General features: G+C 32.7%; 27 protein-coding genes and 1 tRNA gene. 15 read left to right on the top strand and 13 right to left on the bottom strand.

Annotated elements, in window-relative coordinates; all coding sequences use genetic code 11:
- From EBF09_RS00285 to EBF09_RS00270, 4 genes are read right to left on the bottom strand one after another with little or no spacing between them, the layout of a single operon-like run.
- A complete protein-coding gene (locus EBF09_RS00285; RefSeq protein WP_232817592.1) occupies window positions 1–483 on the bottom strand; it encodes a hypothetical protein in 483 nt (160 codons plus the stop codon).
- On the bottom strand, window positions 461–1,357 hold the full coding sequence (lpxC, locus tag EBF09_RS00280; protein ID WP_121763152.1) for a UDP-3-O-acyl-N-acetylglucosamine deacetylase: 897 nt from the start codon (window positions 1,355–1,357) through the stop codon (window positions 461–463). Before lpxC ends, EBF09_RS00285 begins: the two co-directional genes overlap by 23 nt.
- Complete coding sequence (locus tag EBF09_RS00275) at window positions 1,357–1,956, bottom strand: septum site-determining protein MinC (protein WP_121763151.1); 600 nt, start codon at window positions 1,954–1,956, stop codon at window positions 1,357–1,359. Before EBF09_RS00275 ends, lpxC begins: the two co-directional genes overlap by 1 nt.
- 9 nt (window positions 1,957–1,965) lie before the next feature.
- Complete coding sequence (locus EBF09_RS00270; protein ID WP_121763150.1) at window positions 1,966–3,372, bottom strand: M23 family metallopeptidase; 1,407 nt, start codon at window positions 3,370–3,372, stop codon at window positions 1,966–1,968.
- Between the two features lie 140 nt (window positions 3,373–3,512).
- Between EBF09_RS00270 and EBF09_RS00265 the strand changes: the two genes are divergently transcribed.
- Window positions 3,513–4,346 carry a ferritin-like domain-containing protein gene (locus tag EBF09_RS00265; RefSeq protein ID WP_121763149.1) on the top strand — a complete coding sequence of 278 codons (834 nt, stop codon included), beginning with the start codon at window positions 3,513–3,515 and terminating at the stop codon, window positions 4,344–4,346.
- Window positions 4,347–4,790: 444 nt separating this feature from the next.
- Here EBF09_RS00265 and EBF09_RS00260 read toward each other — a convergent pair.
- The 7 genes from EBF09_RS00260 to folD all read right to left on the bottom strand — a co-directional run bounded on the left by EBF09_RS00260 (window position 4,791) and on the right by folD (window position 8,615).
- A tRNA-Arg gene (locus EBF09_RS00260) sits at window positions 4,791–4,867 on the bottom strand.
- Between the two features lie 40 nt (window positions 4,868–4,907).
- A complete protein-coding gene (locus EBF09_RS00255) occupies window positions 4,908–5,456 on the bottom strand; it encodes an adenine phosphoribosyltransferase (protein ID WP_121763148.1) in 549 nt (182 codons plus the stop codon).
- A 15-nt stretch (window positions 5,457–5,471) separates the two neighbouring features.
- Window positions 5,472–5,810 carry a hypothetical protein gene (locus EBF09_RS00250; protein ID WP_121763147.1) on the bottom strand — a complete coding sequence of 113 codons (339 nt, stop codon included), beginning with the start codon at window positions 5,808–5,810 and terminating at the stop codon, window positions 5,472–5,474.
- A 12-nt stretch (window positions 5,811–5,822) separates the two neighbouring features.
- Window positions 5,823–6,248, bottom strand: coding sequence for a ribose 5-phosphate isomerase B (gene rpiB / locus EBF09_RS00245; RefSeq protein WP_121763146.1), 426 nt, complete (start codon window positions 6,246–6,248; stop codon window positions 5,823–5,825).
- The gene (locus tag EBF09_RS00240) at window positions 6,245–6,931 is read right to left on the bottom strand and encodes a site-2 protease family protein (protein ID WP_332870709.1); all 687 of its coding nucleotides are present in this window, start codon (window positions 6,929–6,931) and stop codon (window positions 6,245–6,247) included. Before EBF09_RS00240 ends, rpiB begins: the two co-directional genes overlap by 4 nt.
- A complete protein-coding gene (lepB, locus tag EBF09_RS00235) occupies window positions 6,924–7,754 on the bottom strand; it encodes a signal peptidase I (protein WP_121763145.1) in 831 nt (276 codons plus the stop codon). Before lepB ends, EBF09_RS00240 begins: the two co-directional genes overlap by 8 nt.
- A gap of 9 nt (window positions 7,755–7,763) precedes the next feature.
- A complete protein-coding gene (gene folD, locus EBF09_RS00230) occupies window positions 7,764–8,615 on the bottom strand; it encodes a bifunctional methylenetetrahydrofolate dehydrogenase/methenyltetrahydrofolate cyclohydrolase FolD (protein ID WP_121763144.1) in 852 nt (283 codons plus the stop codon).
- A gap of 72 nt (window positions 8,616–8,687) precedes the next feature.
- Here folD and EBF09_RS00225 point away from each other — a divergent pair, with 72 nt between their 5' ends.
- The 4 genes from EBF09_RS00225 (at window position 8,688) to EBF09_RS00210 (ending at window position 11,850) form a co-directional block, all read left to right on the top strand.
- Window positions 8,688–9,023: a c-type cytochrome gene (locus tag EBF09_RS00225; RefSeq protein WP_232817591.1), complete on the top strand. Its 336-nt coding sequence runs from the start codon at window positions 8,688–8,690 to the stop codon at window positions 9,021–9,023.
- Window positions 9,020–9,652: an LOG family protein gene (locus tag EBF09_RS00220; RefSeq protein WP_121763143.1), complete on the top strand. Its 633-nt coding sequence runs from the start codon at window positions 9,020–9,022 to the stop codon at window positions 9,650–9,652. Before EBF09_RS00225 ends, EBF09_RS00220 begins: the two co-directional genes overlap by 4 nt.
- A 110-nt stretch (window positions 9,653–9,762) precedes the next feature.
- Window positions 9,763–10,932 carry a replication-associated recombination protein A gene (locus tag EBF09_RS00215; protein WP_121763142.1) on the top strand — a complete coding sequence of 390 codons (1,170 nt, stop codon included), beginning with the start codon at window positions 9,763–9,765 and terminating at the stop codon, window positions 10,930–10,932.
- A complete protein-coding gene (locus EBF09_RS00210) occupies window positions 10,933–11,850 on the top strand; it encodes a radical SAM protein (protein WP_121763141.1) in 918 nt (305 codons plus the stop codon).
- On the opposite strand, the gene EBF09_RS00205 is transcribed toward EBF09_RS00210, so the two are convergent.
- Complete coding sequence (locus tag EBF09_RS00205; RefSeq protein ID WP_121763140.1) at window positions 11,834–12,730, bottom strand: DMT family transporter; 897 nt, start codon at window positions 12,728–12,730, stop codon at window positions 11,834–11,836. The two genes, EBF09_RS00210 and EBF09_RS00205, sit on opposite strands and share 17 nt — an antisense overlap.
- Window positions 12,731–12,832: 102 nt before the next feature.
- Between EBF09_RS00205 and EBF09_RS00200 the strand changes: the two genes are divergently transcribed.
- Genes EBF09_RS00200 through dxr form a run of 3 tightly spaced genes read left to right on the top strand, consistent with a single transcriptional unit; the run spans window position 12,833 to window position 15,288 of the window.
- A complete protein-coding gene (locus EBF09_RS00200; RefSeq protein WP_121763139.1) occupies window positions 12,833–13,339 on the top strand; it encodes a metal-dependent hydrolase in 507 nt (168 codons plus the stop codon).
- A gap of 45 nt (window positions 13,340–13,384) precedes the next feature.
- Complete coding sequence (locus tag EBF09_RS00195; protein ID WP_121763138.1) at window positions 13,385–14,176, top strand: phosphatidate cytidylyltransferase; 792 nt, start codon at window positions 13,385–13,387, stop codon at window positions 14,174–14,176.
- Window positions 14,176–15,288, top strand: coding sequence for a 1-deoxy-D-xylulose-5-phosphate reductoisomerase (gene dxr, locus EBF09_RS00190; RefSeq protein WP_121763137.1), 1,113 nt, complete (start codon window positions 14,176–14,178; stop codon window positions 15,286–15,288). The genes EBF09_RS00195 and dxr overlap by 1 nt, the downstream gene beginning before the upstream one ends.
- 2 nt (window positions 15,289–15,290) lie before the next feature.
- On the opposite strand, the gene EBF09_RS00185 is transcribed toward dxr, so the two are convergent.
- Window positions 15,291–16,070: an undecaprenyl-diphosphate phosphatase gene (locus tag EBF09_RS00185; protein ID WP_121763136.1), complete on the bottom strand. Its 780-nt coding sequence runs from the start codon at window positions 16,068–16,070 to the stop codon at window positions 15,291–15,293.
- A 145-nt stretch (window positions 16,071–16,215) separates the two neighbouring features.
- Between EBF09_RS00185 and EBF09_RS00180 the strand changes: the two genes are divergently transcribed.
- The 7 genes from EBF09_RS00180 (at window position 16,216) to mnmE (ending at window position 22,307) form a co-directional block, all read left to right on the top strand.
- Window positions 16,216–17,640 (top strand): acetyl-CoA carboxylase subunit A, encoded by a 1,425-nt coding sequence (locus tag EBF09_RS00180; protein WP_121763135.1) that lies wholly within the window; start codon window positions 16,216–16,218, stop codon window positions 17,638–17,640.
- Window positions 17,641–17,710: 70 nt separating this feature from the next.
- Window positions 17,711–17,845 (top strand): 50S ribosomal protein L34, encoded by a 135-nt coding sequence (gene rpmH / locus EBF09_RS00175; protein ID WP_111228777.1) that lies wholly within the window; start codon window positions 17,711–17,713, stop codon window positions 17,843–17,845.
- A gap of 8 nt (window positions 17,846–17,853) precedes the next feature.
- Entirely contained in the window at window positions 17,854–18,183 is a 330-nt protein-coding gene (gene rnpA, locus EBF09_RS00170; protein ID WP_121763134.1) for a ribonuclease P protein component, read from the top strand.
- The gene (yidD, locus tag EBF09_RS00165) at window positions 18,176–18,556 is read left to right on the top strand and encodes a membrane protein insertion efficiency factor YidD (protein ID WP_121763133.1); all 381 of its coding nucleotides are present in this window, start codon (window positions 18,176–18,178) and stop codon (window positions 18,554–18,556) included. The genes rnpA and yidD overlap by 8 nt, the downstream gene beginning before the upstream one ends.
- Before the next feature lie 13 nt (window positions 18,557–18,569).
- Window positions 18,570–20,177 (top strand): membrane protein insertase YidC, encoded by a 1,608-nt coding sequence (yidC, locus tag EBF09_RS00160; RefSeq protein ID WP_121763132.1) that lies wholly within the window; start codon window positions 18,570–18,572, stop codon window positions 20,175–20,177.
- Window position 20,178: 1 nt separating this feature from the next.
- On the top strand, window positions 20,179–20,937 hold the full coding sequence (locus tag EBF09_RS00155; protein ID WP_121763131.1) for a Jag N-terminal domain-containing protein: 759 nt from the start codon (window positions 20,179–20,181) through the stop codon (window positions 20,935–20,937).
- The gene (gene mnmE, locus EBF09_RS00150) at window positions 20,934–22,307 is read left to right on the top strand and encodes a tRNA uridine-5-carboxymethylaminomethyl(34) synthesis GTPase MnmE (RefSeq protein ID WP_121763130.1); all 1,374 of its coding nucleotides are present in this window, start codon (window positions 20,934–20,936) and stop codon (window positions 22,305–22,307) included. Before EBF09_RS00155 ends, mnmE begins: the two co-directional genes overlap by 4 nt.
- Window positions 22,308–22,526: the final 219 nt, after the last annotated feature.

The following is a 22,526-nucleotide window of genomic DNA, read 5'->3' as shown; positions in this document are numbered from 1 at the left end:
TTATACGGCCGGTAAAAGATAAAGAGGTTTTATCTCTTTACTAAAAAGCTTTTTATCTAATATAGAGGGCAAAATATATTCACAAGTTTTTGGAGCTTCTTTTAAAACCTTTAAAACAATTTCCCCTTTTTCTCTTACAAAATAACTCTGCCCATATGCTTTAATGGGTGCATTTTGATTAAACTCAAAAGAAGTGCAAGCATACGCTTTAATCCCTTTTGTAATTTCTAAAGTTTTAACAAAAAGATAAATCAGTTTTAAAGCCATAAAACTTCCCGGCCCCCTTAAAAAATAAATATTTGAAATATTAGGATATTTTTTATTTACTTCCAAATACAAATTCAGTAAATTTTCGCTCAAATGCCCCTGTATTTTAAACTCTTCTATTTTTTTATTTTCTTGATAAACACCTATTTGCAAAGGCTCCCCTAAAGGAAAAATTAAAATTTCATATTGCACTCTAGCAGCTTCTTGCATAGGCATATTCTATTTCTTTAATTTCATTTTCCTCTTGTAACTCAACAATCTCATAAGATTGCTCTTCTTCTAAAAGCTTTTTAGTAAGCAAATGATTTAGTTTGTGGCTACCTGCATAAGATACATAAGTTCCAAGCAAAGGAATGCCAAGAAGCGACATATCCCCAATAGCATCTAAGATTTTATGACGCACAAACTCTTCTTTATAACGCAATCCTTCTTTATTTAATATATTTGTATCATCTAGCACAATTGCATTCTCTAAAGATCCTCCAAGTGCTAAACCTATACTTCTTAAATATTGCACTTCACTCAAAAATCCAAAAGTTCTAGCTCTTGCGATTTCTTCTTTGTAATTTTTAGTAGAAAAAGTAAATTTATATTTTTGTGTAAGAATAGCAGGATGAGGAAAATGGATAGAAAAATCAAATACACAAACCTTGCTAGGCTCTAATCTTACAAACTTATCTCCCTCTTTTACTTCAATGGTGTTTTTTATTTTTAAAATTCTTTTTGCTTTATCTTGTTTTATGATGCCTGCCTCTTCAAGCAACATACAATAACCTATACTGCTCCCATCCATAATAGGCACTTCTTCATTATCCAACACAATTCTAAGATTATCCACCCCATAAGCATGGATTGCAGACAATAAATGCTCAATAGTAGAAACTTTAAATCCCTCTTTTGCTATCACTGTCGCCATTGTTGTATCCACAACATTTTCTGGTTTTAAAGGAATATCCACACCCACATCCGAGCGAAAAAAATGAATCCCACTTCCCTCTTTTAATGGTTCTAATCGCATTTTAACAGGAACACCTTTATGCAACCCAATCCCTACTAGTTCTACTGCTTCTTTAATGGTTTGCTCTCTCATTATAGCTCCTCAATCATAATTTTTTCATCTTTTTTATAAATTTTTTTAGCTTTTTTATCTAGCAACTTTTCTCTATCAATAATCTCTCCCCCAAAAATTACATTCCCCCCCTCAAATGCACTCAAAATAAGATAATCTCCATTGCATAAAATATCCCCCATACTCACACCAAAAATTTGCAAATTCCCCTCACTTTGCAAAAATGCACCGCTATTTACTTGCCCAAATACACTAAGATCCCCTAAGCTTATAATTTCCTCACCACTTCTTATAGTTCTTGAAATTATTTTTGTTTTATGATTTTCTTGTGCCTTAGTTTGCATTTGTTCTTGTGCTTCTTCTTTAGTTTCTTTTACTGCCACATCAGCCATAGGCTTAGAATTACTAATTTTTAATGGACTTTTAGGATTTTCTTCTATGAAATTCAACTCTCTTTTGCAAAGAATTTTTTTGATTGTTTCATTTAATAAACCCACACTAAAAACAAGCAAGAAAGAACGCAAAAGAATATAATTTTGCTCTATATATTTTATAATCTCTTCTTCTGTGCCTTGTGAAATCACAAACGCTCTTAAGTTTTTTTGTCTAGCTTCTAACATTCTTTCTCTTTAAAGTGAAGATAATTTATCAATGATTTCCTTAGATTCATTAATAACTTTAGTAATATTATTTTCAATCCATTTAGAATCCATCCATTCAGCTGTCCATACTTCATATCCTTGCACTAACACAGAAAAATGCAAATGATCCCCTAGTGCCAAACCTGTATTGCCAGTATGTCCTATCAAAGAATTGATATTTAAAGTATCTCCCACATTCACAGATGAACTTGTAAGATGTGCATATAAAGTAGATAATCCTAAACCATGATAGACTACAACAGCATTTCCATCAATACCTACAAACTCATTTAAAGTTACAACTCCTGCATTCCCTAAAGTTACCGGAGCCTGTTTGATGCTTGCTAAATCTAGCCCCATATGATTAGATTGACTAACAGCCTCACCCTCATAAATAAAAGTCCTATGATCTCCAAAGCTCGCCATTACAGCACCATTCTTTAAAGGAGAAAATGCTTTAATTTTAAAAGTATCAATCTTATCTTTTGAAAAATTAGAAGCAACTTCCATAATTCTATGAGTGCTATAATCTCTAATTTCTTCGTTAATGTATTTAAAAATCTCTAATTTACTAGCAAAGCTTTCTAAACTTCTTTGCCCTATTTCCTCTACCAAACTTGAGATTTTTCCATCTATAAATTTATCTGTTAATGGAATATTAGAAGTTTTATATTGCTTAGAAACTGCATAAAAATTAATGGGTGTATTGCTTGTATTTCCCGCTTTATCATTTGCATAAATAGTCGCTTTAAAATTAGCATTATCCTTAGGCCAAGCAAGCAAAGATATATAATATCCTTCTTTATAAAAGGGCTGTGGAATAAAATCATTTTCTCCATTGCTTATTTTTAAATCCATTAAATTGGGCTCATCTACTTTAAAAACAACTAAAGCACTACCTCCTTGAGTAATGCGATAAGAGTTAGATAACACTGAAACTCTAGGTCTTTTTGTGTCAATATGAAGAGTAAATTGCTGTGTTTGCGTATTGCCTTTAAAAAAATTCCACTTGCTTGTATCTGTTGTGCTTACTTCTAAAGTAAGCTCATTTAGATTTTTGCTAGAAATATTAGGCGGTTGCACACTAAAACAAATATGGGTTTGCATTTGTGATTGCTTAGTGCAAGGAGTATTTTGCAGATTCAAAGGTATTTTTTCATTTTCATAAAGCAAAAAAGCATTATAGTTAGATATTTTTGAATCATCTTCTATGGAAAGCATAAGAGGAGAATTTGTCCCTAAATTCCACCATGGCTCTGAAATCAAAGAAACTTTAGGAGGATTTTTTTCAAAAATGCTAGAAGTAAGCATAAAAATCCCTCCGCCTACAACAATAATCACTAATATAAGTCCAAAAAGCTTACTAAAAGCCCCTTTGCTAGAAGTCTTTTTCATTAAAAATTCCTAAATTTTAATCTATTCTTGCAATTATAGCGAGAATTCTTTTAGTTTTTATATTTTTTAAAGCTAAAATTCTTATTTTTATTAAGTCTTTTTTAGTTAAAATGCTAAAAAAGTTTAAATAAGGATTTACAATAGATTTTTTTAGCCTAGTCTATCAAGCTCTTAGTGCCAAAAACGCACAAGAAAAATGCGATTTAACAAAAGAAATTTTTATCCATTTTGATAAACTTTCTTTTAATCATAGCACAGCTATATTAACCTTAGGACAACCAACCTTTGCAAATTTTTGCCAAATTGCTCCACGCCACAAAATCCCTCAAGGCAAATATTTAAAAAGCGATTTAAATGTCGCACATCTTTTGCATTCTGTTGCACATATTGAATTTTGTGCGATTGATTTAGCGCTTGATTGTGCATATCGCTTTAGAAATATGCCTAAATCTTATTATTTTGACTGGATTGAAGTTGCCAAAGAAGAAGTGGAGCATTTTAGCCATTTAAATGAGCTTTTGGGTTTTGTAGGTTTTAAATATGGGGATTTTTTAGTGCATGATTTATTATTTTCTTCTATGCAAAAGGCAAATTTACTGCTAGATAGAATTGCGCTAGTGCCTAGAGGAATGGAAGCTGTTGGCTTAGATGTAAATCCTTTTTTGTGCGCTAAAGTTGCACAAAGCTCTCATAAAATCAAAGCCCCACTTTTAGAAGTGCTAAAGATTATCTATAATGAAGAAATTTCTCATGTAAGCAAAGGCAACAAATGGTTTCACTACATTTGCGAAGAAGCAAAAATTCCACCCAAAAAGCGTGCAACTACTTATATTGAAATTTTAAAAAAGCATTGCTTTTCATTTCCTAAGGCAAATTCTTCTTTAAATACAGAAGCTAGACTAAAAGCAGGTTTTAGTAAGGAAGAATTAGAGCTTTTAAGCGATAGTACTTTTACCTCTAGCAATCCAAAGTAATTTACCTATTTAAAATTACTATTGAGAAGCTTATCTAATTCTATTTATTTTTAGATATTCTTTAAGAGCGTTTGTTTAATCTTTCCTTTATTTTAAAATAAAAACACAAAGAAAGCTCTGCTTTTCTTTTTGTCATTAGTAATCAAACAATATAAATTTACTATTGCTAAATCTTTATGGTAAGCCCTTTTGTCTTGAGGTAAAGCCTTTAGTTGTTTATCGTTTGTAAAAGTCATTTTAGCCCTTGCGGTATAGCACAAAATGACAAAAACTTTTTTGATATACTTTTGTATTATACTTTTTAAAATTTTTAGCCAATTTCGCTAAATTGGTAGCTACATAAAAAATTTTAACAAAAACTATCCAAAACTTGCAATTTTAGGGAATTTATTGAGCTATTTTTGATTATTTTTGAAAGAATTTGACACTATTTGAAAGCTAAAGTGGTACGCCCAGAGGGAGTCGAACCCCCAACCCTCAGATCCGAAGTCTGATGCTCTATCCAATTGAGCTATGGACGCAAAAAAGAAAAGAGATTATAGCATAAATTTAGCACAAAACCTACACATCTAGGATTGTGTAAGTTTTTGTGATTTCTTTTACTGCTTTAAGTCCGCCCAAATCCTCTAAATTCACTATAAAACAAGCCTCTATACATTCAGCACCCGCTTTTTTGATTAGATTTGCTCCTGCTATTGCTGTCCCTCCAGTAGCTATTAAATCATCTATTAGTAGCACCCTTTGTGTCTTTTTAGAGTTATCAAACGCATCAATATGGATTTCAATCTCGCTAAATCCATATTCTAAAGAATATTTTTCTGAAATTGTCGTATAGGGCAATTTACCCTTTTTTCTAATGGGGACAAAGCCGATATTTAAAAGATTTGCCAAAACTGCCCCAAAAATAAATCCACGGCTTTCAATCCCCGCCACACAATCAAGCTCATAATTTGCATAGCGATTTTTTAAATGTTGCATTAGAAGATTAAAAGCTTCCTTATTATTTAAAAGCGTGGTAATATCTCTAAAAACAATTCCTGGCTTTGGAAAGTCATAAACCTTTCTAATAGATTGCAGTAAAAATTCTTTTTCTTCATTGCTAAGTTCCATAAATCTCCTTTTATTTTAAAGTAAAGCTTCTATTTTTTGCTCTAAATCTTTAATCTTGCTTTTGTATTTTTCTGTTTCCACTCTATATTGTGAGTTTCTTTGCTTAAGAGCTTTTACCTCATTTCTTAAAGAAGTGATTTCATCGGTTAATATATCAATATTCCCTAAAGCTCTTTGAAGTTGCAACTGATGTTTGCGGATTAAAATCTCTGCTTCTTGCAAAGTTAGCTTCATCACAGCACTATTTTTTTCCTCTTTTTGAGCTACACTTTTATAAAAAAATGTTTTTACAATCATAAAAAGGACAAATAATATAAAAGCCGTAAGAAACAACCACTGCGTAAATTGTGCCATTTATCTAGCTCCTTATTGAAGTTTTCCTATTCTACAAGCATGTCTTCCGCCCTCAAATTTAGTTTGGGTGAAGTTTTGCAAAATCACTTCTAACATACCCTCTCCTATGATTCTAGCTCCAAGACATAAAACATTTGCATCATTATGTGCCCTACACATCATAGCACTATAAGGCTCCACACATAATGCCGCACGGATTCCCCTAAAGCGATTTGCAGCAATACTCATTCCAATCCCACTCCCGCAAATCAAAACTCCAAAACTCCCCTCATCTTCTAAAACCTTCTTACAAAGTAAATTTGCAAAATCTGGATAATCCACTCTATTTGTATCACTAGGACCTAAATCCACCACACTAGCCCCTAAGCTTTCTAAAATTTTCTTAGTCGGCTCTTTTAAAATAAATCCCGCATGATCGCTTGCAATATAAAATTTCACTCTATTCCTCCCAAAATCCATTCTAATAAAGACATTATCCCTCTAAAAAAGTAATCTGATAAGGGTGTACTTAAAAAAACAATAAGGATAATCATACCATAAGCAGGGTGAATTTTACTAAAAATCTTCGCAAAAAAATCATTTTTTAACATTAATCCAAGATAGCTTAAAGCTTGCGATCCATCAAGTGGAGGAATGGGTAAAAGATTAAAAAATGCTAAGATTAAATTATAAATTATCAATCCCCATATAAAAGCACTCACGCTTTTTGCTACAATCTCACTAGAAAAACTCACACCATTTAGCATATATAATAATACAATCCCCACAAAAGCAAGTGCTAGATTGTATAAAATCCCTGCTAATGAAACTCCTAAAGCCCCAAAATATCCACCTTTTCTAATCACAATATCCATTCTAACAGGCACAGGCTTAGCCCAACCAAACAAAAAAGGCGCATGAAGAAAAAACAATAATGCGGGCAAGATAATAGAACCCACTAAATCAATATGTACAAGTGGGTTAATACTTAATCTTCCTGCATTTTTAGCGGTGGTATCCCCATAATAATACGCCACTCTTCCATGCATAATCTCATGCCCAATAATCGCAACAAGCAAGGGTAAAAATTTTAAAACTCCTATGATAATAGCCCAACTTATATCCACCATAGTTTCATTCATTAACTTCTTTTCCCTCTAAACCTTGCTTAGCTTCCATTGCTTCCAACGCTTCATAACTCTTACCCATTCTATACCATCTAATGTTAAAATCTTTATCCCAGCTTAAAAATATAAACCAAGGCTTACCAATAATATAGCGGTATTCTACCTCTCCCCAAAAGCGAGAATCTTCAGAATTATTACGATTATCTCCCATCATAAAGAAGTTTCCCTCTTTTACTTTATGGTAAAAGGCAATCTCCCCACTTTCAAGCCTCACTTTTTCCATTGCAATTTCCTCACCTCTGCTTGAAAGAATATCTAACTGATTAAACGCATCTAAAGAGACATTTTCATAATGTACCCCTTTATGTTTAAAAGAATAAGGATCAAAATAAAAAACTTTTCCATTATAATTTATACTTTTATTAGACAAATTACTATAAGGATTCTCTTCACTAAAGGCAATCCACAAACCCTCTTTAGTATAAAGCACTTCATCGCCTCCTATGGCGACATTTCTTTTTACGTAGTGAATCTTTGGATCTTTTGGATAGTTAAAAATCACAATATCGCCACGCTTTGGCTTCTCTCCCTCAATCAAGTGCCCATTATTATTAAAATCAGGGACTACTTTTAAATTAATCCAAGGAATTGTGGGCGTAGGCACTCCATAGACATATTTTTTTACAAAAAGTGCATCGCCTATTAGCATTGTATTTAGCATACTTCCACTAGGGATAATAAAAGATTGTGCCACAAAAAAGATAAACAAAAGCACTAAGATAATTGCACCCACCCAACTATTTGCAAAATTAATAAATTTTTCTAAAATTTTCTTCATAAGTTTTCCTTATTTTTTAGCACGCATTTTTGCAGCTTTTAGGGTGTTTTGCAAAAGTGAAGCGATTGTCATAGGTCCTACACCACCCGGAACTGGGGTAATGTAACTACTAAATGGTGCTACATTAGCATAATCCACATCACCCACAATTCTTCCATCACTAAGACGATTTATACCAATATCTATCACAATAGCACCCTCTTTTACCATATCTTTTGTGATCAAATCAGGCTTACCCACTCCCACACATAAAATATCAGCCTTTTTGGTATGCTCTTTTAAATCTTTTGTGTGAATATGGCATAAAGTGATTGTGGCAAATTCGTTTAAAAATAGTGAAGCAAGAGGCTTACCTACGATATTACTAGCTCCTACAATCACGACATTTTGCCCCTTTAAAGGAATCTCATAATGTTTTAAAAGGCTAATTACCCCCATAGGAGTAGCTGGGATAAACCCTTCTAGCCCCGCATAAACCCTCCCCATATTAAAAGGGTGGAATCCATCTACATCTTTATGAGGTGCGATTGCCTCTAGCACACAAGTTGCATCAATATGCTTAGGAAGCGGAAGCTGCACTAAAATCCCATCAATATTTGGATTTTGATTAAGCATAGAAATCGTTTGAAGTAAAGATTCTTGTGTGATACTCTCTGGCATTTCATGGGTTGTAGAATAAATCCCTGTTCTTTTACAAGCCTTTGCTTTCATATTCACATAGCTTTGTGAAGCAGGATCGTTTCCTACTAAAATCACAGCAAGCCCGGGAGTGATTTTATACTCCTCATTTAACTCTTTAATCTCTTTTTTAATTTCTTCTTCTATTTTTAAAGCTAAAGATTTACCATCTAAATTTTGCATTTAACACCTTATAAAAAATTATTTTGTTATTATAATAAAAAAATTTTTCTATCTAGTTTAAGGAAAGTAGTTTTGCTAAGAATATTTTTAATTTTTTTACCTCTTATTGCATTTTGTGAAGAAAGTTTTATTACCCCTTTAGAATATGGAAAAATGCTCTATGAAAATCCAAGAGGAATAGGCTGTATAGAATGCCATGGTAAAAATGGAGAGGGCAAAGAAATAGCAAGTTACAAACACAAACTTAAAAATAAAAAACTAACTGCCCCCAAAATCAACAATCTTTCTTTTAAGGAATTCTCTAGTGCTTTAAAACAAGGTAAAAAAATTATGCCAAAATATTATCTCACTCAAAGTGAAATGGAAGCCATTTATCAATATCTAATCAATCTAAAGGATAAAAAATGAATGAAGAATTCCTAAAAGCCTATCAAGAGATAGAAAAAAGCTTTCAAGCTTTAAGTAAATTTAACAATGTAATCACTATCTTTGGCAGTGCAAGAGTAAAAACAGATAGTAAAGATTACCAGAAGATCTTTAAACTGGCTAAAAAGCTAGGAGAGAAGGGATATAGCATTATGAGCGGTGGGGGACCGGGCATTATGGAGGCTGCTAATAAAGGCTTAATAGAAGCCAAAAAAACAAGCTCTTTAAAAAATCAAGTATCCATTGGGCTAAATATCCAGCTCCCTTTTGAACAAGAGATGAATCCTTATGTAGAAATTCCGCTAAAATTTGAACATTTTTTTAGCAGAAAACTTGTTTTTAATTACAATTCTACTGCCTTTATTGTGGCTAAAGGAGGCTTTGGAACACTTGATGAGCTAAGTGAAGTTTTAGTGCAAATCTCTACTGGAAAGCATAAAAAAATCCCCATAATTTTATACGATGAAAAATTTTGGAGCAGAATGCTAAAGTGGTTTAAAAAACAACTTTTAAAAGAAAATTTAATCTGCAAAAAAGATTTAGAGATTTTACAAATCGCTTCTACTCCTAAAGAAGTCTTAAAAATTTTAAAAGATTTTAAGGAAGATTAAAAAATGGGATTATTCACTCCAAACATCATAAACAAAACGAATCCTGCTGCAAATAAAGCTAGTATAATCGGTGCAAATCGTGCCATAAAAATCCTTATTAAAGAAAATAAATGAAAGACTTAGCATACAACAAAAGACCTAAAAGTTTTGAACAATTCTTAGGACAAACCCATCTTTTTTCAAAAAATGCTCCTTTTATGCAACTTATAAAAAGTGGCAAGATTCCCCATAGCTTCTTTTTTGGGCCTCCAGGAAGCGGTAAAACTACCGCAGCACTCCTAATTGCTAAAGAACTAGCCTATCCTTTTTATTCTTTAAATGCTACAAACTTTAAAAGTGAAGATTTAAAAAATATCTTAAAAAACTACCAAAACACTTTGCAAAAACCTCTTATCTTTATTGATGAAGTGCATAGGCTAAACAAAGCCCAACAAGAAATGCTCTTGCCCATTATGGAAAACCATCAAGCCTTGATTTTAGGAGCTTCTACGGAAAATCCTTTTTTTGCACTCACGCAAGCCATTCGCTCCCGTTCTCTTGTTTTTGAATTTTATGCTTTAAATAAAGAAGATTTATATAAATTATTAGAAGAATATAGCCTAGATGAAACAATAAAAGAATATCTAATTAGCACAAGTGGAGGAGATGCAAGAGCTATGCTAAATTTGCTAGATTGCGCACTTGCTACTAAAGAAAAAATCACTCTAGAGCTTTTAAAGTCTTTTAGAGCCACTTCGCTAAATTCTGGAACAAGTGAGCTAGATACGCATTATAACCTCGCTTCAGCTATGATTAAAAGCATTAGAGGGAGTGATGAAAATGCAGGAGTTTATTATCTAGCAAGATTGATTGAAGGGGGAGAGAATCCTGAATTTATCGCAAGAAGATTAGTGATTTTAGCCAGTGAAGATATAGGCAATGCAAATCCAAATGCATTAAATCTAGCCACTTCTACAATGCTTGCAGTTTCAAAAATTGGCTATCCTGAAGCTAGAATCATCCTTTCTCAATGCGTGATTTATCTTTGTGCTTCTCCTAAATCCAACACTTGCTACAATGCTATAAATTCTGCCCTAGATTATGTAAAGAAAAATCCAAATGAACCCATACCTAACAACATCAAGCAATTCCATAAAAACTATCTTTATCCGCATGATTTTGGTGGCTTTGTAGAGCAAAACTATCTTTATAAACCTTTAAAGTTTGTAAAATGGCTACCCAAAGGCTTTGAAAAAACACTCAAAGAGTGGCTAGATAAAATAAAACATAAAGGAGAATAAATGAATATTATTTTTGGTCCTGTGCACTCAAGACGCTTTGGAAAGTCTTTAGGGGTTGATTTATCCCCTAAACTTAAACAATGCAATTATGACTGCCTTTATTGTGAGCTAGAAGGTAAAAAAGCGCAAGCTAATATGCAAGATATTTTAGCCCCTGATATAATTTTAGAAGAGATTAAGCAAAGTCTAACACGCTTTAACGACTTAGATTCTATTACCATTACAGCAAATGGAGAACCAACCCTTTACCCTCATTTGTATGAACTTATGCTAAAGTTAGAAGACATAAAGGGTGATTTGCAAACCCTTTTATTAACCAATGGCTCCACACTCCATGATCCTTGCATTGCTAGGGCTTGTTTATTGTTTGATAAGGTTAAATTTTCTTTAGATGCTATCTCAAAAGATGTATTTAAAAAAATAGATAGACCCCATAAACAAATAGACCTTGATACAATTTTAAAAGGAATTTACACATTTGCAGGAGATTTTAAAGGGGAATTGTATGCAGAGATTTTGTTTATAAAAAATGTCAATGATAGCCAAGATGAAATCATAAAAATGGCAAAATTTCTAGCCCCACTTCCTTTAAAAAGACTTGATATTTCTCCAATTGATAGACCCCCTGCTTATAAAGTAAGCTCACCAAGCCTAGAAGAATTTAAAAGATTCCAACAAATTTTTGAAAGCTTTAAAATCCCAACTTTCATTCCAGAACGCAAAAATCTAAAAGAAGAACAAAAATGCAATATCCATTTAAGTGAGCTAGAAATCTTAAAAACACTTGCTTTGCGTCCTATGAGTTTTAAAGATGTAGAAATACTTTGGGATTTAAAAACGCAAGAAAGATTAAAAGAGCTTGTAGCGCAAGGAAAAGTCAAAATTAAAAGCGTAGGAGAAACTAGCTTTTACTTTTAGGCCTGTAAATATTAATAAGATAGGTTGCAAAAATCGCCAAACTCCCTCCAAAAAGCGTTAAAAAGCTAGGAATCTCCCCTAAAATCACATAGCTACTAAGCAGTGCAGTAGCAGGAACTAAAAGCGGAAAAGTGCTCGCCTTAGTAGCTCCAACTGCTGCAATCCCCATATAATAAATGCTCGTCCCAATCGCAGTAGAAAGCACAGAAACGACAAAAAGCATTCCCCAAAACTCTCCCCCAAAACTAAAAATTTGCACCATTTCTTCTCCTTTAAATAAAAAAAGTGGTGCATACATTAACAAACTTAAAAGTGTAATGTAAAAATTAATGGCTAAGGGGTGGATACGGATTTTTTGGCAAATAATCGTTAAAAGTGCCCAATCCATTGCACAAAAAACAAAAATTGTATTAAACTTGCCAAAAAGCTCTTCAAAACTCCCTAAATTCAGCAAACAAATTCCTGAAATTATTCCTAAAATTATTCCTAAAATCTCATTATTTTTAATCTCTGCTTTCTCCTTTTTAATGCGTCTAAAAAAATATATAAGCAAATATGCAAAAACTGGGGTTAAAGTCGTAACAAGCACACCCCCCTTACCCGCACTCCCATAACGCAACCCCATAAAATAAACAATAGAATAAAGCGCATTACAAATTGCTGCCAAAAGTAAAAATTTTAAGGCATTTGTATCGATTCTAAGAGGTATTTTTAAAAATGCTACTAGAGGAATGGAAGCCAAAAAGGCAAAGAAAAAACGCCAAAAGGTAATAATATCTGCACTTGCATATTTAGTTAAAACTTTTCCAGCAGGCCATGAGCTCCCCCAAAAAACCATTGCTATAACCATTAAAATAGAAAAAATCACTGCCTTTTGCATCTTAAACACATCCCAAAAAAATAATTGTTATTATACAAACTCTTGTTTAAAACTTACAAAAACAAAGTATAATTATTTTATATTTTGAATTTTAGGATATTTATGCTTGGAAAAACCCATATCGCCTTTAGTCTTGGACTTTCTTCAATCCCTATTTTTGCCTACCATCATTTTTATAGTCCTTTAGATTCAATATTTTTAGGGCAATTTTATGCTTGTGTAGCTTTTGGAGCAATTTTGCCTGATATTGATGAGCCAAACTCACTTCTTGGCAAAAAGACGCTTTTTATCTCTCATATCATTAAAGCAATCACAGGACATAGAGGGCTTACACATAGCCTCTTTTTTATTGTTTGCATTTTTTTATTAGCCTTTTTATTCTCAAATTTTTCATTACTGATCTTTGGAATTGCCCTAGGAGTATTTTTGCACATTTTAGGAGATATGATGACTTTTAGCGGAGTGCCTATTTTACTCCCTTTTAGCCAAAAGAAATTTTATGCCTTGCCAAAATTTTTACGTTTTAAAACAGGTGGGATAATAGATAAAAGCATTGCTTTATTATCTTTTATCCCCTTTATCTATTGTAACAAACTCATTTTAATCTAAAGTTATTTATTTTATAATGCTACAAAATCTTTTTTGGGAATTTTTATGTTAGATAAAATTAAAACCTTAGAGCCCACAAGGCTTTATACTGCGATTTTAATGTTGATTTTTGTTGTGCTTATGATTGTCTTTCATAGCCTAATGCTTATTTGGGGAATTTTAGGCATAGCTTTAATTGTGGGCTTTTATGAATCTTATAAGCTTTATTGTGGGCTTAAAGCACCCTTATGGGCTTTAGGACTTGTTATACTCTTATGGATTGGTGTTTATTTTTATCCAAACCCTTTAGAGCTTGTCTTTTTCTTAGCGATTTTACTTGCCTCTTATCAAAGCTATACTAAAAAGGGACAAATCAAACATTTTATGCCCTTTTTGTACCCTTGTGTGCCTTTTATCTTTCTTTACTTACTTTATACAACTTATGGTATAAATAGCATTATTTGGCTACTCATTGTAGTAGCACTGAGCGATAGTGCAGCCTATTTTGGAGGAAAACTCTTTGGAGGGAAAATTTTTACAAATAGCACTTTTTGCAAAACCTCTCCTAATAAAACAAAAGAGGGAGTGCTAATAGGCATAAGTTTTGCCAGTATTTTTGGAACTTTAGGCGGACTTGGGGTATGCGATTTTACTTTTTCGCTTTTTGTTAGTATTTTAGTGAGTTTTGCAAGTGTATTTGGTGATCTTTATGAAAGCTATCTTAAGCGAAGTGCAGGAGTAAAGGATAGTGGGAGTATTTTTCCAGGACATGGAGGAGTTTTAGATAGGCTAGATGGCTATTTCTTTGGTGGTGCTTTAATGTATATTTTACTAGAGATTTTTAAGGGTGGATTTTAATGGTATTGCTTGGTGCTAGTGGCTCTATTGGCATAAACACTCTAAAAATCGCAAAAAGATTCAATTTAAAAATAGAAACTTTAGGGGTTGGCTATAATATCAAACTTTTAAATGAACAAATTTCAGCCTTTAACCCACAAAATATCATCATCGCAGACAAAAACGACAAAGACAAAATCACAAAAGATTATAAAGGTAGAATCTTTTTTGGAGCCAGTGGAATAAAAGAAGCTTTAGAGATTAGTAAAAGCAAGCTTGTAGTGAATGCGCTTGTAGGCTTTTTAGGGCTTGAACCTACACTTAATGCTTTAAAACTTAATAAAAAAGTTGCACTTGCCAATAAAGAAAGTTTGGTAGTGGGCGGAAGTTTAGTGGATACTAAAAATATTATCCCTATTGATAGTGAGCATTTTAGCCTTAGCTATCTTTTAACTCCTACCCCTTTTTGTCCTTTTAAAAATCTTTATATTACCGCAAGTGGTGGAGCCTTTAGGGATTTTGAAATCTCAAAAATCCCTAACCAAAAGGCTAAAACTGCCCTAAAACACCCAAATTGGAAAATGGGTAATAAAATCACTATCGATTCTGCAAGTATGGTAAATAAACTTTTTGAAATCTTGGAAGCTTTTTGGCTTTTTAAAAGCAAAAATATCCATGCTTTTATTGAGCGAAACTCTCATATTCACGCACTTGTGGAATTTTATGATGGAAGTTTAGTAGCACATTTTGCAAATGCAGATATGCAACTCCCTATTGCTTATGCACTTTCTTTAGGATTAGAACAAAACTTTTTAGAAAACTTACAAGCTCCACTTATCCCACCTCTTAAAATTACAGATTCTAGCTATAAACTAGAAGAAATCAGCAAAGAGCGCTATCCTTTATGGGAGCTTAAAAACATTCTTTTAGAAAAACCACAATATGGAGCTATCTTAAATGCAAGCAATGAAATAGCAGTGGCTGCTTTTTTAGAAGATAAAATTCTTTTTGGGAAGATTGGTAAAATCATCTTCAAAGCTTTAGAAAAGTTTGAAAATGCAAATTTTAACACTTTTAGTGAGCTTTTAGAGCTAGATAAAGAAGTAAGAGCTTTTAGCTCTAGCTTACTTTAATCTTAAAAAACACCAAAATAAAACAAAAAGATAATTCCCCCTAAAATAATACGATAGATTCCAAAAGGCACAAAATTAAACCTTGAAATAAATCCTAAAAAAAACTTAATCGCTAAAAGCGCACTAAAAAACGCCACTACAAAACCAACCGCTAAAATCAAAAGATTATCCATATTAAAAATGGCATAATTTTTATACGCTGTATAGCCACTTGCTGCAATCATTGTAGGAATTGCTAAAAGAAAGGAAAATTCTACCGCTACTTTTCTAGAACAACCCAAAAGCAAACCTCCTATAATCGTCGCCCCACTTCTTGAAGTCCCAGGTATCATTGCTAAAGCTTGAAAAAAACCAATAAGCAAAGCTTGTTTATAGCTAATTTGCTCTATATCTTTAATATGATGTTCTTTTTCCTTATAAAACTTTTCCACCCAAATAAACACAATCCCACCCAAAACAAGCATAATAGCAATGCTAATCACTTCTTCAAAAATCCTTGTAATGAGCGAATGAAACAAAAATCCTAACACTCCTGCGGGCAAAAATCCAACCCCAAGCTTAACCCACAAAGAAAAGCTATTATAAAATAATTTCTTCCAAAATACAAAAAGCACCGCTAAAATTGATCCAAGCTGGATAATTACTTCAAAACTTTTTAAAAAATCATCTTGCTTGATACCTAAAAGTGATGCAGTAAGTATCAAATGCCCCGTAGAAGAAATAGGCAAAAACTCTGTAAGCCCCTCTACAATTCCTAAAATAATAGCAGAAATAAAATCCATACTTTCCTTTCATATCTGTATTTTTAATAATAAATGTGTAAAAAATGCTAGATTTTATCATATTTATAGATAATCTTTAGATAACTAACCCAAAAATTAAATTTTAAAGTATAAAATAAGTCTTAAGTATTGTATGGAGTTTTATATGTTTAAAAGAATTTTAATTGCAAATCGTGGCGAAATTGCTGTGCGTATTATTCGTGCTTGTAATGATTTAAAAATTGAATCGGTTGCTATTTACTCAAGGGCTGATAGGGATAGTTTGCATGTCAAAATGGCAACACATACCTATGCTATTAGCGAAGATCCTATAAAAGGCTATTTAGATGCTGATTTGATTATCCAAGCGGCTAAAGCAACAGAAGCAGAAGCAATTCACCCAGGCTATGGATTTTTAAGCGAAAACGCTATGTTTGCCAAAAAAGTAGAAGAAGCAGGACTTGTTTTTATAGGTCCAAACCATAAAGTAATTGCTAAAATGGGAGATAAGAATGCTGCTAGAAATCTAATGATAGCAAATGGGATTCCAGTAGTTCCAGGGACTGAACCTCTTAATGCTTTAAGCCTCTATGAGATTAAAAAAATCGCCCACAAAATAGGCTATCCTGTAATTTTAAAAGCAAGCAGTGGCGGAGGTGGTAGAGGGATTCGCGTTGTTTTTAAAGAAGAAGATTTGCAAAGCTCTTTTGAAGCTTGTAAAAGAGAAGCACTGACTTTTTTTAAAAACGATGATGTTTTTATGGAAAAATATATCCAAAACCCACGCCATATAGAATTTCAAATCCTAGCGGATAATTATGGAAACACTATCCACTTGCTAGAAAGAGATTGTTCTATCCAAAGACGCCACCAAAAACTTATAGAAATTGCCCCCTCCCCTACAATGAGTGTAGATTTAAGACGCAGAATGGGTGTAGTCGCAGTGGCTGCTGCTAAGGCAGCAAACTATACAAATGCTGGAACTGTGGAATTTTTAGTAGATGATTATAATAATTTTTATTTTATGGAGATGAATACTAGAATCCAAGTAGAACATGGTATCACAGAAGAGATTACAGGCTTTGATTTAATCGGCAGACAAATCCGCATTGCAAATGGGGAAATATTAGATTTAAGCCAAAATGATATTCAAGCTCAAGGTTTTGCGATTGAAGCTAGAATCAACGCTGAAGATGTGCATAATGATTTTGTCCCAACTCCAGGCACGATTAGCACCTACTATCCACCTCTTGGTCCATTTGTGCGTGTAGATAGCTATATGTATAAAAACTTTACTATCCCTCCTTTTTATGATTCTATGATAGCAAAAGTTATTGTCAAAGCCACAAGTTATGATCTAGCAGTCAATAAACTCTATCGCGCTTTAAATGAATTTAAAATAAGAGGTATTAAAACAACCATTCCTTTTTTAATCAATATTTGCAATGACAAAGACTTTAGAAGAGGAAATTTTGATACTTCTTATCTGGAAAATAAACTAGAAAAATTAATGCCAGAAACAACTAAAGATGAAAGCGAGATAGTTGCTGCTATTGCTGTTGCTTTAGTAAAACATTTTGAAGAAGATTAAAATTAGATAGTTTTAAGTAAATATTTGGCATAATCTTGTCTTATTTTATTTTATATTTTAAGGTTTTACTATGAAGAGAACTTATCAACCGCATAACACTCCAAGAAAAAGAACGCATGGTTTTAGAGTGAGAATGCAAACTAAAAATGGTAGAAAAGTAATCAACGCAAGAAGAGCCAAAGGTAGAAAAAAACTAGCTATCTAAGGCTTCCCTTGCTTACCCTAAAAACCAAAAAAGAGTTTGATAACACCTATAAAAGCAATAAAAAGTGGCATGATAAGCATTTTGCCATTTTCTTCAAAGAAAATCATAACTCTATCAATAAAGTCGGCTTTAGCGTTTCCAAAAAAATAGGAAATGCAGTTTGCAGAAACCTTGTTAAGAGGCGTTTTAGACACCTTTATAGGGAAAGTTTGCCTCTTTTAAAAAAGGGAGATATGATTTTACTAGCAAAAGCAGGCATTGCACAAGTATCTTTTCAAGCTCTTAAAATGGACTACCAAAAAGCCATTAATCGTTTAGGGATTTTACAAAATGTTTAAAGCTCTTATGCTTAAAATATTAGAATTTTACCAACGCTATATTTCTAAAATTTTAGGCAATAACTGCCGGTATTATCCTAGTTGTTCAGAATATTCCAAAGAGCTTTTTTTATTTACAAACCCCTTTGTAGCTTTTTTGAAAACATCACAAAGACTTTTAAGTTGCAATCAACTTTTTAGAGGCGGGGTGGATTATCCTAAGATTTCCAAAAAAATCTTACCTATTTTTTCTAAGCCTTGTGTTTTTGAATACTGGCTTATCCCCACAAAAATAATCCCCTATAAAGGTTTTTGCCTACGCAAAGATACCTATCCCCTCAAAACTTTTTGGCTAGTAAGAATCTATCCAACACATTCATTAAAAATTCCATAAAGAAGGCAATTCCGTGTTAAACAAACTTGACAATCTTAGTTCACAAACCCGTATCATTATCGCTGTGGCTCTAGCATTAGCTTTTTTTATACCTTATGGGTATTTTTTTCCTTCCCATGAAAACAATACAACTTCACCTAGCACAAATACTAAGCAAATAGTTACTCCAGCTTCTAACACACCCAATATACAAAATCCAAATGAAGCCCTTGTTAAAAATACAAGTGATACAAAAGAGCAAATCATTGCAACCATCAAAGCCAACAACTTTGAATTTGAAATTGATAGATTAGGCAGAATCTCTCAAAGCTATTTAAAAACACCCAAAGAGGAAGTAAGCTCACATAAATTCAGTCTTTTTGCTGAAGATATTGCCAACCCAAACAACCCAAAACCCCTTGAAATTCGTTTTAGCGATAATATCTTAAACCAAAAAGCTTTTAGCACACCCTATAATGCTTCAAGCAAAGAAATTATTTTAAAAGATTCCCCGCAAACACTTACATTAACACAAGATTTAGGGGATTTTAAAATAGAGAAAATCATTACTTTTAATAGTAATGGTTCTTATGAAGTATCCATCAATCTTCCTAATAATTATCAATATTTTATCTCACCGGGTATGCGTCCTAAGGTAGAAAATGACTCTTATGTGTTTAAAGGCGTTATTATTAAAGAGCAAGATGGCACTATTAGCACAATAGAAGATGGAGAAGCTACAAAGCAAGAAAACTTTAATAATTCTGCAATTTTAGCAAGTGTAGACCGCTACTACACAACATTACTTTTTAGCAAAAACAACGATCTTAACTCTGTAATCTTAAACAATCCTAGCGAAGATCCTATGCCATTTATTAGTGCAAATGCTCCTATAAAGCTTTATGGATATATCGGTCCTAAAGATTATCGCTTATTAGAAAGTATCTATGCTCCACTTAGCGATGTTGTGGAGTATGGTATAATCACCTTTTTTGCAAAACCTCTCTTTTTACTTTTAGATTATCTTTATAATCTTTGTGGAAATTGGGGTTGGGCTATTATTCTTCTAACATTTATCGTAAGAGTGGTGCTTTATCCACTTACCTATAAAGGTATGGTTTCTATGCAAAAGCTAAAGGATCTAGCACCTAAAATGAAAGAGCTTCAACAAAAATACAAAGGAGAACCTCAAAAATTACAAGCTCATATGATGGAACTTTATAAAAAGCATGGCGCAAATCCTATGGGCGGATGTTTGCCATTATTATTACAAATGCCTGTATTTTTTGCTATCTATCGTGTTTTATATAATGCAATTGAGCTAAAAGGTGCAGAATGGCTTTTATGGATTGATGATTTATCGGTTATGGATCCTTATTTTGTATTGCCTATTCTTATGGGAATTACAATGTATTTGCAACAGCATCTTACCCCAACAACCTTTAGCGATCCTATGCAAGAGAAAATCTTTAAATTCTTGCCCCTTATTTTTACAATCTTCTTTGTAACTTTCCCATCAGGATTAGTTCTTTATTGGTTTGTAAATAATATTTTCTCTATCTTACAACAGCTCATCATCAATAAATCATTAGAGCGTAAAAAAGCCAAAGAAATAGCAGAACACAAACATATAAAGGAGTAAAATGAAAAAGTTTGAAGCACACACACTAGAAGAAGCCTTACTTTTAGCCTCACATGAGCTTTCTTGCTCTGTAATAGATTTAGAATACGAGATTATACAAAATGCTTCAAATGGGTTTTTAGGTTTTGGAAAGAAAAAAGCAATTATTTGTGCTCAATCAAAGACTAACTCCAAAGATAATATAGCTCAAGATATGGATTTAGAACAAAAAAATAGCCTAAAAGAAGATACAACACAGGAAATCACACAATCTGACTTTTCAACCAACAAACCAAAATATTATTCTCAAACTTCTCTTATAAGTTTAATACCAACCATCAAACAAGAATTAGATGAGCTTTTATCTTTATTGCCTTATAGCATTGAAATTGCTTCTATTGAACCCTATGATACAAACACACTTTATATTAAATTAGATGGAGAGGATTCTGCATTGCTTATTGGAAAAGAAGGTTACCGCTACAAAGCAATGTCTTATTTAATTTTTAACTGGATTAATCATGTCTATGGATTAATGATTCGTTTAGAAATTGCAGAATTCTTAAAAAATCAAGAAGATATGATTGCAAATTATCTTTTACCCATTAAAGAAAGTATAAAAGCCACAGGCAAAGCCCAAACTAAGCCCCTAGATGGCGTCCTAGCCCATATTGCATTAAAACAGCTGCGAGAAGAATTCCCTAATAAATATGTATCTTTTAGATTAAATAGCGAAGGGGAACGCTTTGTGATTGTAAATGATTTTTATTCTAAACCATGAATGATACAATTATAGCTCCCACCACAACCTATGGCAAATCCTCTTTAAATGTTTTGCGCTTAAGTGGTAAAAAAGCTTTAGAAATAGCTTCCAAACTCACGCATAAAGATATAGAATCTTTTACTCCCCGTTATGCTTTTTTATCCAATGTATATTTTAGCGATCATTCACTTTTGGATACCTGCATTATTATTTATTTTAAAGCTCCTCATAGCTACACCACAGAAGATGTTGTAGAATTTCAATGCCATGGTGGGACTTTCATAGCACAAAGTCTTCTTAATGAATGTATCTCTCTTGGTGCAAGACTTGCAAATCCTGGAGAATTTACAAAAAGAGCATTTCTAGGGGGCAGAATAGATCTCTCACAAGCACAGGCCATTGCTAAGCTAATTGAAATACAAAATGCAACCGCTCATAAAATGCTTATGCGCCATCTAAAGGGTGAAATGCATGATTTTTGCGAATCGCTTCGCACACAACTTATTACAATTCTAGCACATAGTGAAGTCTTTATAGATTATGCGGATGAGGATTTGCCTAAAAATCTAATGGACGATTTAACTCAAAAATTAAATGCAATCTTAAGGACACTTTCTAATCTTTTAGAGCAATCCCATCAAAAATATATACTCCTTTCAGGACTTAAACTTTGTATTATAGGGAAGCCAAATGTAGGCAAAAGCTCTCTTTTGAATGCACTTTTACGCAAAAATCGTGCAATTATTAGTGATATTGCAGGAACTACACGCGATAGCATTGAAGAAAACTTTTTGCTAGGAGGACATCTTTTAAAGCTCATTGATACGGCAGGAATTAGAGAAAGTGAAGATATTATTGAAAAAGAAGGCATAAAAAGAAGTATCCAAAATGCAAAAGAAAGTGATTTATTACTAGCAGTTTTTGATTATAGTAAAGTTTTAGATAACGAAGATATGCAAATTATTTCTTTATTGCAAGAACTTAAAAATGAGAAAAAAATTCTTGTTTTAATCAATAAAACCGATTTGGATAAAAAAATAGATACAACCAAATTAGAAATTTTTAATCCTTTATTTTTAAGCCTTAAAGAAGAAAATAAAGAAGATGAAAACTCTTCTCTTTCACTCTTTAAACAAAAACTTGAAGATATACTTAACACAAAAGAAGAAAATGACACTCTACTCCTTACCTCACAATATCAATTTCAAGCAATTAATTCTTGTATAGAAGCCTTAAAAGATTCTAAAACTCCATTGCAAAATGGAGAATTAGAAATTTTTAGTTTCCATATTAATGAAGCCATCAAAGCTATTGCTTCTATCACAAAACCTTATGAATATTCACAAATGCTTGATGTAATGTTTGGAGATTTTTGTCTAGGAAAATAAAATCTTTACATTAATAATCCCATATTACCTTTATGGATTATTTTATGTCACTACAAGAGACAAAACCTCATGTTTATGGGTAGTCTTTAGATTTGCACTTTGCTTTAGATAACGCTTTGCTTGTATGCTTCATCACTAACGCTCCTTGCAAGGATAGAGGGGTGTTTTGCAATAACATGCAGTTATGCATCACCGCAAAACCTCTGCAAGAGAGTGTGG

The organism is Helicobacter burdigaliensis (genome assembly GCF_003670295.1).
GTDB lineage: Bacteria > Campylobacterota > Campylobacteria > Campylobacterales > Helicobacteraceae > Helicobacter_D > Helicobacter_D burdigaliensis.
This window is presented reverse-complemented; position numbering and strand designations above follow the sequence as displayed.